The sequence below is a fragment of the Sphingobacterium sp. G1-14 genome (assembly GCF_002196555.1).
In the GTDB taxonomy this organism is placed as follows: Bacteria; Bacteroidota; Bacteroidia; order Sphingobacteriales; family Sphingobacteriaceae; genus Sphingobacterium; species Sphingobacterium siyangense.
In genome coordinates this window covers 1,987,759-2,002,757 of record NZ_CP021381.1, presented here as the reverse complement: position 1 = coordinate 2,002,757, position 14,999 = coordinate 1,987,759, and the positions used below count along the sequence as shown (strand labels likewise).

The window sequence follows — 14,999 nt, the reverse complement described above, 5'->3', positions numbered from 1 at the left end:
AGCTGGTTAAATTTTCTTAATTAACAAAAATTAACAAACGATTGGTGTACTTTAGCGCCAATAATTATAGATAAATGAAGCGTATACTACCCGTAATACTATTTTTTGGTCTCTCATCAATGCAGCTTGTCTACGGACAAGACAAAGGTGCGTTCAATTTAAATGACCCAGAAAAAATCAGCTATCTCAATCCTAAAAACTATGTAATTAGTGCTATTGATATAACTGGAACACAATTTTTAGATAAAAATGTATTAATTACGATCTCTAAATTGTCAGTAGGTCAATATTTGGAAGTTCCAAGTGAGGCGACTGCAAAAGTAGTGAAGGATATGATGGCTCAAGGCCTCTTTGATGATGTCGAATTATGGGCAGATAAAATTGAAGGTGAAAATATATTTTTGACCATCCGTGTAGTAGAACGTCCTCGTTTAACTCGTATTGATATCAACGGTCTAAGTAAAAGCCAGACCGAAGAAGTTCGCAAACGTTTAAATAGTAACACTGGTAAGATTGTCAACGAAAACTTGATGAACACCACACGTGCTACAATCCAACGGTTCTTAAAAGAAAAAGCTTTTTTATATCCGGAGATCACCCTAAAAACAGTGAAAGACTCGGCACAGGCTAATAATGAAATACTTATTGCCGATGTGGATAAAAAACATAAGGTAAGAGTCAAAAAAATGACTTTTACAGGGAATGAACATTTTTCTCAAAAAGAATTGAGAAAAATGGCCAAACCTATCAAGCAAAAAATGTGGTACCGTATTTTCGGTCCTGGAAAATTCAAGGAAGAAAAATACAAAGAAGGTAAAGAAAACCTAATCAAGAAAATGGCAGCCAAAGGCTATCGTGATGCGACGCTCTTGAAAGATACGGTTATTCGCGAGGGTGAAAAAAATGTGTTGGTTAATTTTGACATCTATGAAGGTCCTAAATATTATGTAGGTAATATTGTTTGGACAGGTAACGCGAAGTATTCTGACACCTTACTAAATAAAATTTTAGGTATCAAACGTGGTGATGTTTTTTCGGAAGAAAAATTAACAGCAAAATTGATGGGTCCTACAAAAAATAGTGATGACATCTCTTCAATCTATATGAACGATGGTTATCTTACGTTCTCAGTAGACCCCGAACAAACGCGTATTTATAACGATACCATCGATTTAAATTTACGTGTTTATGAAGGTGCTCAATATACCATCAATAACGTTATTGTTAAAGGTAATGATGTAACCAACGACCGTGTTGTATTACGTTCTATTTATACAAAACCTGGTCAAAAATTCTCAAAAGAACAAATTATGCGCAGTGTGCGTGAGATTGCGCAGTTGGGAAATTTTGATGAGCAAAAGACAAACCCAGTACCGACAAATCTAAATTATGCGGATGGTACAGTGGACATTGTTTATAATGTTACTGAAAAACCTTCGGATCAGGTTGAACTTTCGGGTGGTTATGGTGCCGGTCAGATCATCGGTACCTTAGGTTTAACATTTAACAACTTCTCTACCAGTAATTTCTTTGATAAAAGTTCCTGGAAACCGCTACCACGTGGAGATGGACAGAAGTTGAGTGTCCGTGGTCAAACTTCAGGTAAACGTTATCAATCGTATAGTTTCTCTTTCTCCGAGCCTTGGTTGGGTGGTAAAAAACCAATTTATTTTGGTTTGAGCGCCTATACTTCGAGTTCATCATATGGTGGATTTAACTACTATACTGGCGAGCAAATTGTTAAGGATTCCGAGTTGAATCGTATTTGGATGACTGGTATTACCGCCACATTAGGTAAGCGTTTGCAATGGCCAGACAACTGGTTCCAGGCAAACACCTCCTTGTCATTCCAACGTTATAAGCTTCAGAACTATGGAAATTACTTCCTATTTGATAATGGTACAGCTTATAACATCAACTTGACGCAAGAGTTTAGCCGTAATTCGATCGATGCTCCTATCTATCCTACTTCGGGTTCAAACATCAAATTCTCGGTGCAATTGACGCCTCCATATTCATTGTTTAACAACATTGATTATAAAAATGGTTCGGCTCAGGAACGCTACCGTTGGACAGAGTACCACAAATGGAAATTTGACTCGCAGTGGTATGCAAAAATTGCGGGAAAACTTGTTTTCAAAGCACAAGCTCAATTTGGTTTCTTGGGTAAATACTCCAGCAAAACTGAAATATCAACTTTCGAGCGTTTCAAAGTCGGTGGGGATGGTATGCAAGGGTTTGATTACCTACAAGGATCTGAAATTGTTGCGTTACGTGGTTATGCAAATGGTGTAATCATTCCTGAAGGAACACAAAATGTGAATGTGGCACGAAATTCAGGTAGTCCAATCTATACGAAATATCAAATGGAATTACGTCACCCGGTGATGTTAAATGATCAGGCAACAGTTTACGTATTGGCTTTCGCTGAAGCGGCAAATACCTGGAACAAGTTCACCGAATACAATCCATTTAAAGTACGTCGTTCTGCAGGTGTTGGTGCCCGTATCTTCTTACCTATCTTCGGTATGCTAGGAATAGATTACGGCCATGCATTCGACCCTATCCCGGGTTTACCAAGCAGTACATGGAAACAAAACTTTACATTTAGTATCATGCAAAATATGGGTGGATTCTAATCTTTGTTGATCCAATCCTGTCGAAATAAAATAAAAAGCTATCGCAAGAAATTGTAGATAGCTTTTTTGTTTTAAGATTATTTTCCAGTAAATCATGCATTTTTCTTTCATGTCCACCCGATGGGATTAAATGCGAAATCACCCTATATATCTTATAAATTTTCTTATATTGAGTACGGTTATGATCCCCGAGAAAAGAAGCCATAAACAGCACTCAGGCAACTAGCATTGGAGCATTCTTCAACAAGTTAAATAGTGTTAAACCCGAGAAATATCTGTTAGATTGCTTCTTTTTTCTTATTTTTGAGCCGTAAATTTACGTAGAGCGATTTTCTCGAATTAAACTTTTGGGATTATCCGAAGTCATAAGGTAAATTAGTGTTAAATAATAAAAAGTATAGTCTATAAAAACTTACAGGAAATATGAAAAAAATATTGTTAGTTATAGCTTTTGTAGTCGTGAGTGCTACAGCGACATTTGCCCAACAACTTGCATATGCTGATTCAGAATATATCCTAAAACATATCCCTGAATATACGACTGCACAGAAACAGTTAGATGACCTATCTAAGCAATGGCAGGAAGAAGTGGATCAGAAATATGCTGAGATTGAAAAACTATATCAGGCTTATCAAAAGGACCAGGTTTTATTAAATGAAGATATGCGTCGTCGCCGTGAGGATGAAATCGTGACAAGAGAAAAAGAAGTAAAAGACTATCAAAAGCAAAAGTTTGGATTTGAAGGTGACCTCTTTAAAAGACGGACTCAATTGATGAAGCCTATTCAAGACCGTGTAGCAAAAGCTATCCAAGATGTTGCTTCTGCTCAGGGAATTGATTTTATTATGGACAAGGGCAATGAGTCTACTTTTCTCTATGCCAATCCCAAATTGAATAAAAGTAATGATGTCATTACAAAATTAGGATATAAACCCAATCCGAGTCTTGCAAACTAAGCGGGAGTTTATTATCATTGTGGACACAAATAGTAATAGTAGTAATTAATTAGAAAACTAAAAGATTGCCATAAAGATGGCTCATTAGATTAAAATGAAAAGCATGAAAAATTTATTAAAGGGTGCGGTTGCTTTAGTGGCAGTATTTTTCTCAACTCAATTCGCAAATGCGCAGCAAAAAATTGGTCATATCAATTTTGCTGAAATTATTCAGTCTACATCTGAATTTAAAGCAGCTGAAGGGCAGTTGAAAACATTGAGCGATGGTAAAACCAAAGAAATTCAAGATATGGTTACCATCTATCAAACAAAACAAAAAGATGCAAACGATAAATTGCGTAACAGAAGTGAAGCAAATAAAGAAACTGTTGATCCAGAAATCAACAAAATAGGTCAAGAGTTACAAGATATCCAAGCGCGTATTCAAACAGCACAACAAACCGCTCAAGATGAATTAGGTAAAAAAGAAGAAGAATTAATTGCACCTATACACAAAAAAGTTGGTGAAGCTGTAAATGCTGTTTCTAAAGAAAAAGGCATGGCTTATGTATTTGATATTTCTAGTACAAATATTCCTTATTTCCAAGGTGGAGAAGACTTAACTGCTGCAGTAAAAACGAAATTAGGTATTTCAGCTACAGCTACTCCTGCTGCTCCAGCAAGAAAATAAGCTAGTATACAAGGCAATAAAAAAGGGATTATCGCTATCGATAATCCCTTTTTTATTGCCTATCTATTTTCCCAATGGCAAGTGAATAGCAATCAGCGTACAGCGCCGACAGCACCAAATACGCTCCAGTTCTACAGCCAAAAGAATAAGGGAAACTCAAAAGCTTATCGAATCAGTCAAATTATAGTGTAAATAAAAATCTGCTGCTTGATTTTCTTGCATTTACCAGCTAAATTGTAGATATTGGTTCGGAAAACAAACATATCTACCCTAATGAAAACTTCATGGTCCCAAATTTGTTCATTAACTGACGAATATAAGGTACCCAGGAAAGCTTCGTCGTTAAAATGATTTTATTCGCATGAAAAAGAAAGTAATTGAGGATAATCCTAAAAAAGAAAGAAAGGTAACTTCCGGTCCTATTCGCGACAAGGAACGCACCAAGGCGCGAATGATCGCTGCTGTCGGAAAGGTAATTCAGAAAAAAGGATACCATGCATTGAATGGGCCTAATATTGCTTTGGAATGTGGACTGAACAAAGCATTAATATGGAATTATTTTGGCGGTCTCGATCAACTGGTGGAAGCTTACCTAACACAAAAAGATTTCTGGCAAATCGGAGACAAGGGCGTATTGGAACAAATGATCACAAACCCGGGCTCCATCAGTATCTCCTTGATAGAAGAATTGCTTAAATCTCAATTTAACACCTTTTTGAAGGATAAGACGAAGCAAAAAGTTATTCATTGGGGACTGGGCGAAAAAACAAAAGCGCTTAAAAATATAGCCGACAGAAGAGAATTGCTCGGCGAAGAACTATTTAAACATGTCGATTCAAAATTCGAAAACTCCGAAAACGACCTTAGAGCGACATTAGCGATTTTAGTCAGTTCAATTTATTATTTGAGCCTTCAGGCAAAATCTACAGGTAGTACATTTTGCGGTATTGATGTAAATACCGAAGCAGGAAAAGAACGAATTCAGAAAACGATGCGTAAAATATTAGAACAGACATTTTCTGATGTTGAGCTGTAGTCTACTCAGATACAACTAGAGAAAACGTCCAAGAAGAAATAATTCCTTCTTGGACGTTTTTCATTACAGCCTAAATTCACCATTAAAAATTTCCAATAATTTATTAAGACCGTTGCAAAAGTGTTTGGTTTTTATTTTATTGATATTCAAGTTTTTAATTTGTTTCTTGTTGATTTTCGTTATATTTAAGGTATGGAAAAGACAGAAAAAGTTAGCTTTGTTGATTACATGGTTCAAAGACGGAAAATCAAGCAGGAATTCTTCGATCAGATCAATACATTGGTAAATTGGCATCCGATTTCAAATATTATCAACAAGCATTACCACAAAGGGGAAAGCAAAATGGGACGCCCTAGTTATTCTGGTCTTGTCCTCTTCAAAATGACACTTCTACAGACCTGGTATGGTCTGAGTGACTACGAAGTAGAAGACCGTATAAACGACAGTATCTCCTTTAGTCGCTTTGTTGGCATCAGTTTGGACGATTCGGTTCCCGATCACAGTGTTATTAGCCGTTTTCGCAGCTCGCTGACAGAAAAGGGTGTTTATGAGAATCTATTCAAGGAGCTGAACAAGCAGTTGAATAAACATAAAATATTGGTAAAACGTGGAGCTATCGTTGATGCCAGTATTGTTGATTCTCCGCTAAAACCAAAAGGCAAAGTTATTTACGAGATCGAAAGTGACCGTAGTGAACATCCTCGCGAAGATTCTGAGCTGGATAAAGAGAATAGTGAACAGTTATTGATCCAACAAGAGAGCCCGGGTGTTGACCATGAAGCTCGTTGGATAAAGAAGGCTGGGAAAACACGTTATGGCTATAAAAAGCATTATGTCACCGATACAGAAGGCCTGGTTCTGGGCGTGGTAACCACTCCAGCAAATGTAAATGAAATTGCCAATCTTCAACAGGTAATATCTTCGGCTGACCTTCCAAAGGGCATCCATATCTATGCTGACAAGGGATATCGTTCCTCTAAAAATGAGGAATTGATCAAATCAGGAAAGCTAAAAAGCAGGATCTTGCATAAGGCAAAGAAAGGAACAGCGTTAACCGAAAGAGAGAAGTTAAGAAACAAACTGATCGGCAAGATCAGGTTCAAAGTTGAACGGACCTTCGGGAGCATCCGGCGATGGTTCAACTCAAGCTGTGCAAGGTATAAGGGGATCGCCAAAATGCATACACAAAATCTAATGGAAGCCATGGCGTACAATCTTTACAGATCACCTGGGATACTTGTGTCCAATGCAATAAAAAACACAAATTAAGCAGTTGAAAAGGCCTCAAAAAGAGGATTTTTCAAGAAAACGCAACTAGATTTCCGAATCCAAATCGGAAAAAACTGCAAAAAAAAGCAAAAATAACCGATCAGAAAATATCAACATTATTTTGCAACGGTCTTTTATCGTGTTAGGTCCTCATTTTTGATTTATTTTTACTATGTTAGCATAACAAAATAATATAGTATATTTGTTTATAACCAAGATACAAGCATATGATAGGTCAACTAATATTTGCGGTTTGTTTCGCTGTAGCATTGTTTCTTTTTAGCAAAAATGCACAACAGATTTATCGTAATATCAAGCTAGGCAGACCGGCAGATCGTTCGGACAGATCCGCGGAGCGTTGGAAAATGATGTTCCTCGTCGCCTTTGGTCAAAAGAAAATGTTTAAGCGTATTTTCCCCGCAGTCCTACATTTATTTGTATACCTTGGATTTGTCATCATCAATATTGAGATGTTGGAGATTGTCATCGACGGGCTTTTTGGTACACATCGTATCTTTTCATTTCTAGGGAGTTTTTATAATTTCCTGATTGGGGCATTTGAATGGCTCGCGCTGGGTGTACTGGTATCCTGTCTCATCTTTTTATTTCGGAGAAATATTGCTAAAGTAGCTCGCTTAAATAGCGCGGAATTGAAACATTGGCCCAAGACGGATGCAAATATTATTTTAATCACAGAGATTCTTTTAATGTCGGCTTTCCTGCTGATGAACGCTTCTGATCTTAAATTGCAACTCTATGGCTTTGCACATTTTAAATCGGCAGGTTCCTTTCCAGTAAGCCATTATCTTCTTCCATACCTTCCTACTTCGACGGAGGCCTTATTTTTAATAGAGCGGTCTTGTTGGTGGTTTCATATCCTAGGTGTACTTGCCTTCTTAAACTACCTCCCCTATTCCAAGCACCTGCATATTATTTTGGCTTTTCCGAACACCTATTTTTCTAATCTGAACGCAAAAGGCAAACTATCCAATATGCCAGCTGTGACCAATGAGGTTAAGGCAATGCTTGATCCGAGTTTCACCCCGCCTCCAGCAGATGCAAATGCACGCTTTGGAGCCAAAGATGTCCAGGATTTAACCTGGAAGAGCTTATTGGATGCATATACCTGTACTGAATGTGGACGTTGTACATCTTCCTGCCCCGCAAATATAACGGGAAAGCTGCTGTCCCCACGAAAAATCATGATGGATACACGGGATCGACTCACTGAAGTCGGTACGAATATCAAAACAAATGGAAGCTTTCAGGATGACGGAAAATCTCTCATTGACACTTACATCAGTCGAGAAGAGTTATGGGCCTGTACAAGCTGTAATGCATGTGTAGAACAATGCCCGGTCAATATTAATCCTTTGGATATTATTATTGAGCTACGCCGCTTTGCTGTTATGGAAGAATCACAAGCTCCTGCGAGTATTAACAATATGTTTGGAAATATTGAGAACAATGGTGCCCCATGGAAATATGCGCAATTGGACCGCGCCAATTGGACTCAACAACAATAGTTTTATGATGGAAAATGAATTAAAAGTTCCCACAGTTGCAGAACTGTTGGCCAAAGGAGAAACTCCTGATATACTATTTTGGGTAGGTTGTGCAGGGAGTTTTGACGAACGTGCACAGAAAATTACGCGCGATATCTGCAGAATATTACAACATGTCGGTTTAAAATATGCCATCTTAGGTACAGAAGAAAGTTGTACAGGTGATCCTGCCAAAAGAAGTGGAAACGAATTTCTATTTCAAATGCAGGCCATGATGAACATCGAAGTACTCAATGGCTATGAAATCAAAAAAATAGTAACGGCTTGCCCACACTGTTTCAATACCTTGAAAAATGAGTATCCATCCCTAGGTGGTAACTATGAGGTCATTCATCATACACAATTGATCCAAAACCTGATCGATGAAGGAAAATTAAAACCAGCGGATAACAACGTATTCAAAGGAAAGAAGATAACCTATCATGATCCCTGTTATCTTGGCCGTGCAAATGAGGTCTATGAGGCACCGAGAAAAGTATTGGAAAGCTTGGATGCCCAGTTGATCGAACTGAAACGTTGTAAGAGCAATGGACTTTGCTGCGGTGCTGGGGGCGGACAAATGTTCAAAGAACCAGAGCCCGGAGCAAAAGACATTAACATCGAACGTATCGAAGAAGTCATCGATGCAAAGCCTCAAGTTGTCGCTGCAGCATGTCCTTTCTGTATGACGATGTTAAAAGATGGCGTAAAAATAAAAGAAAAAGAATCAGAGATTGAGGTGTTGGACATTGCGGAAATAACTGCCCGAGCAAATCAATTGTAAATTACATTAATTACGAAATAAAAGAGGCCCGATCATACGATCGGGCCTTTTGTGTAGGGAGAAGAATATCTCCTGTCCACGCTTAAATTAGGGGAATCCCAAAGCCGGTTAAAATATAGGGGATTCCCCCGAATCGAAGATCAGCGCTGTATTTATGCTGATCAAACAACTCTAACATCTAGCCATAACAAAGGTATCACCTCTAATTCGATTGATTGTTGTTCATTTCTTCTAAAATGTTGTTCAAAAATTAACCATTGAAAAAAAATGATATTTATTTCCAGCCATTCAACTAAGTAACGAACCTAAAAGCATCTTTCTCGTCGCGTTAGATAGTACGTGCTTTATCTCATAAGTGGTCATTCGATAGCTCATTACAATAGATTTATAATTCTGTCCGCCTTTTCTTTACCATTAAGCCTATAAGTTGTAAGAGCAATGGACTTTGCTGTGGTGCTGGGGGCGGACAAATGTTCAAAGAACCAGAGCCCGGAGCAAAAGACATTAACATCGAACGTATCGAAGAAGTCATCGATGCAAAGCCTCAAGTTGTCGCTGCAGCATGTCCTTTCTCTGTATGACGATGTTAAAAGATGGCGTAAAAATAAAAGAAAAAGAATCAGAGATTGAGGTGTTGGACATTGCGGAAATAACTGCCCGAGCAAATCAATTGTAAATTACATTAATTACGAAATAAAAGAGGCCCGATCATACGATCGGGCCTTTTGTGTAGGGAGAAGAATATCTCCTGTCCACGCTTAAATTAGGGGAATCCCAAAGCCGGTTAAAATATAGGGGATTCCCCCGAATCGAAGATCAGCGCTGTATTTATGCTGATCAAACAACTCTAACATCTAGCCATAACAAAGGTATCACCTCTAATTCGATTGATTGTTGTTCATTTCTTCTAAAATGTTGTTCAAAAATTAACCATTGAAAAAAAATGATATTTATTTCCAGCCATTCAACTAAGTAACGAACCTAAAAGCATCTTTCTCGTCGCGTTAGATAGTACGTGCTTTATCTCATAAGTGGTCATTCGATAGCTCATTACAATAGATTTATAATTCTGTCCGCCTTTTCTTTACCATTAAGCCTATAAGTTGTAAGAGCAATGGACTTTGCTGTGGTGCTGGGGGCGGACAAATGTTCAAAGAACCAGAGCCCGGAGCAAAAGACATTAACATCGAACGTATCGAAGAAGTCATCGATGCAAAGCCTCAAGTTGTCGCTGCAGCATGTCCTTTCTCTGTATGACGATGTTAAAAGATGGCGTAAAAATAAAAGAAAAAGAATCAGAGATTGAGGTGTTGGACATTGCGGAAATAACTGCCCGAGCAAATCAATTGTAAATTACATTAATTACGAAATAAAAGAGGCCCGATCATACGATCGGGCCTTTTGTGTAGGGAGAAGAATATCTCCTGTCCACGCTTAAATTAGGGGAATCCCAAAGCCGGTTAAAATATAGGGGATTCCCCCGAATCGAAGATCAGCGCTGTATTTATGCTGATCAAACAACTCTAACATCTAGCCATAACAAAGGTATCACCTCTAATTCGATTGATTGTTGTTCATTTCTTCTAAAATGTTGTTCAAAAATTAACCATTGAAAAAAAATGATATTTATTTCCAGCCATTCAACTAAGTAACGAACCTAAAAGCATCTTTCTCGTCGCGTTAGATAGTACGTGCTTTATCTCATAAGTGGTCATTCGATAGCTCATTACAATAGATTTATAATTCTGTCCGCCTTTTCTTTACCATTAAGCCTATAAGTTGTAAGAGCAATGGACTTTGCTGTGGTGTTGGGCGCGGACAAATATTCAAAGAACCAGAGCCTAGAGCAAAAGACATTAACATCGAACATATCGAAGAAGTCATCGATGCACAGCCTCAAGTTGTCGCTGCAGCATGTCCTTTCTCTGTATGACGATGTTAAAAGATGGCGTGAAAGTAAAAGAATCTGAGATTGAAGTGTGGACATTGCGGAAATAACTGCCCGAGCAAATCAATTGTAAATTACATTAATTACGAAATAAAAGAGGCCCGATCATACGATCGGGCCTTTTGTGTAGGGAGAAGAATATCTCCTGTCCACGCTTAAATTAGGGGAATCCCAAAGCCGGTTAAAATATAGGGGATTCCCCCGAATCGAAGATCAGCGCTGTATTTATGCTGATCAAACAACTCTAACATCTAGCCATAACAAAGGTATCACCTCTAATTCGATTGATTGTTGTTCATTTCTTCTAAAATGTTGTTCAAAAATTAACCATTGAAAAAAAATGATATTTAGGCCCTTTTCCCAGTGGACGCATATCAACACCATTATGCTGCGCGCTGATATAGCTGCCACGGGAATAGATATCTGGAGATATACGATTATGCCGTTCCTCCCGAAATGTACCACTGCAGTTTCGGGTAGCACTTTCATTGAGGTTGAGTACCACCTGATCCCTAAAAATCTCGCTGTTCACCACTTGAATATGCTGTGGTATATTTAACAATGAGGCTTCTAGCCGCATTGCTTCTGACAGTTGTTTCGGATTATATCTTTTGTAATACTTCGAACTAATTTCGACTTCGTCAATTCTGAACGATTTCATAGTATCCTGAGATACTGTTTGAGCAATAAGCCCAAACAGAGAAACGATAAAAATACAGGCTAAAAAAACCGAGATTGTAACATATGGAGGAATAAGAAATTCTGTTACAAATCTCTAAATCGAAATTAAAAAGCGATAAGAATGCTATTAGTCAGAAATAAGAGCAGGATTAAGATGATATAAAAATTTACCGAAGCCCTAAATTTCATCCTTCTCAATCCATTTTGGAACCAGTGGTGCTTCATACTGTTGCATTTTCTCGATCAGCTCTTCAATCGTATCAGCGACCAATAACATTGCTCTATTTTCCTGCTTAAGAAGCCCTTCTTCGACCATGTGATCAATAAATTGAATTAGATGATTATAAAATCCATTGATGTTTAATAAACCAACTGGCTTTTTATGTAAACCCAATTGAGCCCATGTAATCATTTCAAAAAGTTCTTCCAATGTACCAAAACCGCCCGGCAGTGCAATAACCCCTTCGGCGTAATCGCTCATAATTCGTTTACGATCATGCATGGTATCTACAGTAATCAGTTTTGTTACACCCCTATGCTCTCTTTCTTTCGAATTCAAAAAATCGGGAATCACACCTATTACTTCACCTCCGTGCGCAAGAGCTCCATTCGCAACAGCCCCCATTAGGCCAACCCTTCCGCCGCCATAAACCAAACGGATACCGTATTCAGCCAAAACCTTTCCCACATAGGAGGCTTGCTCTTCATACACGGCCGAATTCCCTAAACTGGAAGCACAAAAAATAACAATACTATTAATTTTATTCATATACAAGTATAGCTAAAAATAAACGGATCAGCTCTTTTTTATTGCGATCTTATCAGCAGGCCAGGATTTTACCTTCCTAAACACAAAATAAGCAAAACTCTAATTATCAAATAAATACAACTTAAAACTATTCATCATTTTTCTCTTGCATAGATAAATGTAAAAAAAACACTTAAAATAAATAACACATTTAATATCTTTGATTTACCGGTCTTTTTTATACATAACGGCTAACCAGACAAGCTCATCAGATCTTGTTAATAACAAATGATAATTTCAGTCCATATGATCTTCAAAAACAAATTTTTGCACAGTGCTCTCTTAAGCTTATTTTGTCTGGCGCTATCTGCTCAAACAACTCCTCAATTAAATTATTTCGATTTAAGAGAGGTAAGGTTGTTACCTGGAGTTTTTAAACATGCTGAAGACCTGGATATCACTTATTTATTGGAAATGGATCCGGACCGATTGTTGGCTCCATTTTTACGCGAAGCCAATTTACCGCTTAAAAAAGACTCTTATACCAATTGGGAAAATACAGGACTAGATGGCCATATCGGAGGTCATTATCTATCTGCGCTGGCTCATATGTATGCCGCTACAGGAGATCTTCGCATCAAGGAACGCCTGGATTACATGCTGGTCAACTTGAAACGTTGTCAGGAAGCAAATGGAAACGGATACATTGGCGGGGTGCCTGGGGGTAAAATTAGTTGGACAGAGATTCAACAAGGCCGGATCAACGCCGGTAGCTTTAACTTGAATGGAAAATGGGTACCGCTATATAATATACACAAAACCTATGCTGGCCTGCGAGATGCCTACTTGTTGACAGGCAATGAATCTGCGAAAGACATGCTTATTCAGATGACTGATTGGGCGCTTAAGTTGGTTGGTCAACTTTCCGAAGCTCAAATACAGGAGATGTTACGAAGTGAACACGGTGGACTGAACGAAACCTTTGCTGATGTCGCTGCAATTACCCAAAACCCAACTTATCTCGAGCTGGCTCGTAAATTTAGTCATCAATCCATACTTGAGCCCTTATTAGCGCATCAAGATCATTTAACAGGATTGCACGCAAATACACAAATTCCAAAAGTTCTCGGTTTTAAACGCATCGCTGACCTTTCCCACAACGAAAAATGGGCTGAGGCTGTTCGGTACTTTTGGGACAATGTCGTTGAGCAACGCTCGATTGCTATTGGTGGAAATAGTGTGAGTGAGCATTTTAACCCTACGGACGATTTTTCAAAGATGTTATATAGCATTGAGGGACCTGAAACCTGCAATACGTACAATATGTTACGGCTCACAAAAATGCTCTACCAAACTGATCCGCAAGGAAAATACCTCGATTTTTATGAACGTGCTCTTTACAACCACATCTTATCGACACAACATCCCGAACATGGTGGATTAGTTTATTTCACACAAATCCGTCCGGGGCATTATCGCGTTTATTCACAAACACAGACAAGTATGTGGTGCTGCGTTGGATCAGGGATGGAAAACCACGCCAAATATGGTGAAATGATCTATGCACAACGCAACAATGACTTGTTCGTCAATTTGTTTATTCCTTCACGCTTGGACTGGAAAGAGAAAAACATGGAAGTTATTCAAGAAACGAACTTTCCGAAAGAAGCCAATACAAGCATCCGAATCAACCCCAAAAAACCGACTTCATTCAGCTTGTTTATTCGTAAACCCAACTGGCTGACAGCAGCTCCGCATGTATTGATCAATGGAAAGCCTTACCACAATTTCAGTTCAACGAATGATCATATCCAAATCAAACGTACATGGCGAAAGGGGGATATCGTCAGTCTTGAATTGCCTATGGGGATACATACTGAGCAGTTGCCTGATAAAAGCAATTATTATAGTATTTTATATGGACCTCTTGTTTTGGGTGCCCGTAGTGGACAGGAAGATCTTTTGGGACTTCAGGCCGATGACAGCCGAATGGGGCACATTGCATCGGGAAAACAAATCCCTTTACGTGATCTCCCAATTCTTAAAGCTGAGCCGAACAATATTCCGGCACTTGTAAAACCAATAGCATCCAAGCCCTTACATTTTACGCTCTCAGATCTTTATTTGGAAAAAAAAGGTATTCAAATGGAACTAGAACCCTTTTTCGGTATTCATGATTCCCGTTATATGATCTATTGGCCTCAAGCAACAGAAAAGGAACTACAGGCGTTACAGGAGAAAATGAACAGTGATGAAATAGAAAGCTTGGCGCTAGCTGCCAAAACAGTCGATAAGGTTGTCGCTGGAGAGCAACAACCGGAATCAGATCACTTTTTTCGCGAGCAAAATAGCAATGCTGGGGCATTCGGCGATACACGCTGGCGCGATACAAAAGACTGGTTTAGTTATGTGATGAAAATAACGCCCGAGACCCAACTGATAGCAATCAAATTGCTGGCAGACAACTCATCAAGGATAACGGAGGTTATGGTCGATGGTAAAACCATTAGCACACTGGAAGACAAGGATGAGAAGTCAACCATTAAAACAATACGTATACAGCTTCCCAATGATGGTATAGGGAAAACCAAAATAGAACTAAAAATTAAGGCCGGGGCAGGATCCACAAGTCACAAGATCCTAGAAATCCGGACTCTTCGTCCTGACTAATGGAAACTTTCTCAAAGTTTCCATTAGTCAGGAGTGATTCACTTAGTCTTGAT

At 38.6% G+C, this 14,999-nt stretch carries 10 protein-coding genes and 3 pseudogenes; 11 read left to right on the top strand and 2 right to left on the bottom strand.

Annotated elements, in window-relative coordinates; translation table 11 throughout:
- The first annotated feature begins 74 nt into the window (after window positions 1-74).
- The 10 genes and pseudogenes from bamA to CBM24_RS27245 form a co-directional block, all read left to right on the top strand.
- Window positions 75-2,639 (top strand): outer membrane protein assembly factor BamA, encoded by a 2,565-nt coding sequence (bamA, locus tag CBM24_RS08330; RefSeq protein ID WP_075991764.1) that lies wholly within the window; start codon window positions 75-77, stop codon window positions 2,637-2,639.
- Window positions 2,640-3,062: 423 nt separating this feature from the next.
- A complete protein-coding gene (locus tag CBM24_RS08325) occupies window positions 3,063-3,596 on the top strand; it encodes an OmpH family outer membrane protein (protein ID WP_046671928.1) in 534 nt (177 codons plus the stop codon).
- Between the two features lie 103 nt (window positions 3,597-3,699).
- Window positions 3,700-4,266, top strand: a complete 567-nt coding sequence (locus CBM24_RS08320; RefSeq protein ID WP_088163491.1) for an OmpH family outer membrane protein — start codon at window positions 3,700-3,702, stop codon at window positions 4,264-4,266.
- Between the two features lie 361 nt (window positions 4,267-4,627).
- Window positions 4,628-5,302, top strand: a complete 675-nt coding sequence (locus tag CBM24_RS08315) for a TetR/AcrR family transcriptional regulator (RefSeq protein ID WP_070569195.1) — start codon at window positions 4,628-4,630, stop codon at window positions 5,300-5,302.
- Window positions 5,303-5,548: 246 nt separating this feature from the next.
- Complete coding sequence (locus tag CBM24_RS08310) at window positions 5,549-6,571, top strand: IS5 family transposase (protein WP_157698597.1); 1,023 nt, start codon at window positions 5,549-5,551, stop codon at window positions 6,569-6,571.
- 227 nt (window positions 6,572-6,798) lie between these two features.
- Window positions 6,799-8,097, top strand: a complete 1,299-nt coding sequence (locus tag CBM24_RS08305) for a 4Fe-4S dicluster domain-containing protein (protein WP_088160854.1) — start codon at window positions 6,799-6,801, stop codon at window positions 8,095-8,097.
- Between the two features lie 7 nt (window positions 8,098-8,104).
- Window positions 8,105-8,899, top strand: coding sequence for a (Fe-S)-binding protein (locus CBM24_RS08300; protein ID WP_075994698.1), 795 nt, complete (start codon window positions 8,105-8,107; stop codon window positions 8,897-8,899).
- Window positions 8,900-9,327: 428 nt separating this feature from the next.
- A pseudogene (locus CBM24_RS08295) lies at window positions 9,328-9,575 on the top strand (heterodisulfide reductase-related iron-sulfur binding cluster); the annotation flags it as partial.
- A 428-nt stretch (window positions 9,576-10,003) separates the two neighbouring features.
- Window positions 10,004-10,251, top strand: a pseudogene (locus tag CBM24_RS08290) (heterodisulfide reductase-related iron-sulfur binding cluster); the annotation flags it as partial.
- Between the two features lie 428 nt (window positions 10,252-10,679).
- Window positions 10,680-10,920, top strand: a pseudogene (locus CBM24_RS27245) (heterodisulfide reductase-related iron-sulfur binding cluster); the annotation flags it as partial.
- 243 nt (window positions 10,921-11,163) lie between these two features.
- On the opposite strand, the gene CBM24_RS08285 reads toward CBM24_RS27245, so the two are convergent.
- On the bottom strand, window positions 11,164-11,508 hold the full coding sequence (locus tag CBM24_RS08285; protein ID WP_088160853.1) for a hypothetical protein: 345 nt from the start codon (window positions 11,506-11,508) through the stop codon (window positions 11,164-11,166).
- 198 nt (window positions 11,509-11,706) lie between these two features.
- The gene (locus CBM24_RS08280) at window positions 11,707-12,297 is read right to left on the bottom strand and encodes a TIGR00730 family Rossman fold protein (RefSeq protein ID WP_075991760.1); all 591 of its coding nucleotides are present in this window, start codon (window positions 12,295-12,297) and stop codon (window positions 11,707-11,709) included.
- Between the two features lie 285 nt (window positions 12,298-12,582).
- Between CBM24_RS08280 and CBM24_RS08275 the strand changes: the two genes are divergently transcribed.
- The gene (locus CBM24_RS08275; RefSeq protein ID WP_088160852.1) at window positions 12,583-14,946 is read left to right on the top strand and encodes a glycoside hydrolase family 127 protein; all 2,364 of its coding nucleotides are present in this window, start codon (window positions 12,583-12,585) and stop codon (window positions 14,944-14,946) included.
- Window positions 14,947-14,999: the final 53 nt, after the last annotated feature.

What these genes read in the sequence shown, in the direction of transcription:
- bamA (WP_075991764.1), top strand. Translation starts at nt 75, where the DNA reads ATGAAGCGTATACTACCCGTAATACTATTTTTTGGTCTCTCATCAATG.
- CBM24_RS08325 (WP_046671928.1), top strand. Translation starts at nt 3,063, where the DNA reads ATGAAAAAAATATTGTTAGTTATAGCTTTTGTAGTCGTGAGTGCTACA.
- CBM24_RS08320 (WP_088163491.1), top strand. Translation starts at nt 3,700, where the DNA reads ATGAAAAATTTATTAAAGGGTGCGGTTGCTTTAGTGGCAGTATTTTTC.
- CBM24_RS08315 (WP_070569195.1), top strand. Translation starts at nt 4,628, where the DNA reads ATGAAAAAGAAAGTAATTGAGGATAATCCTAAAAAAGAAAGAAAGGTA.
- CBM24_RS08305 (WP_088160854.1), top strand. Translation starts at nt 6,799, where the DNA reads ATGATAGGTCAACTAATATTTGCGGTTTGTTTCGCTGTAGCATTGTTT.
- CBM24_RS08300 (WP_075994698.1), top strand. Translation starts at nt 8,105, where the DNA reads ATGGAAAATGAATTAAAAGTTCCCACAGTTGCAGAACTGTTGGCCAAA.
- CBM24_RS08285 (WP_088160853.1), bottom strand. Translation starts at nt 11,508, where the DNA reads ATGAAATCGTTCAGAATTGACGAAGTCGAAATTAGTTCGAAGTATTAC.
- CBM24_RS08280 (WP_075991760.1), bottom strand. Translation starts at nt 12,297, where the DNA reads ATGAATAAAATTAATAGTATTGTTATTTTTTGTGCTTCCAGTTTAGGG.
- CBM24_RS08275 (WP_088160852.1), top strand. Translation starts at nt 12,583, where the DNA reads ATGATCTTCAAAAACAAATTTTTGCACAGTGCTCTCTTAAGCTTATTT.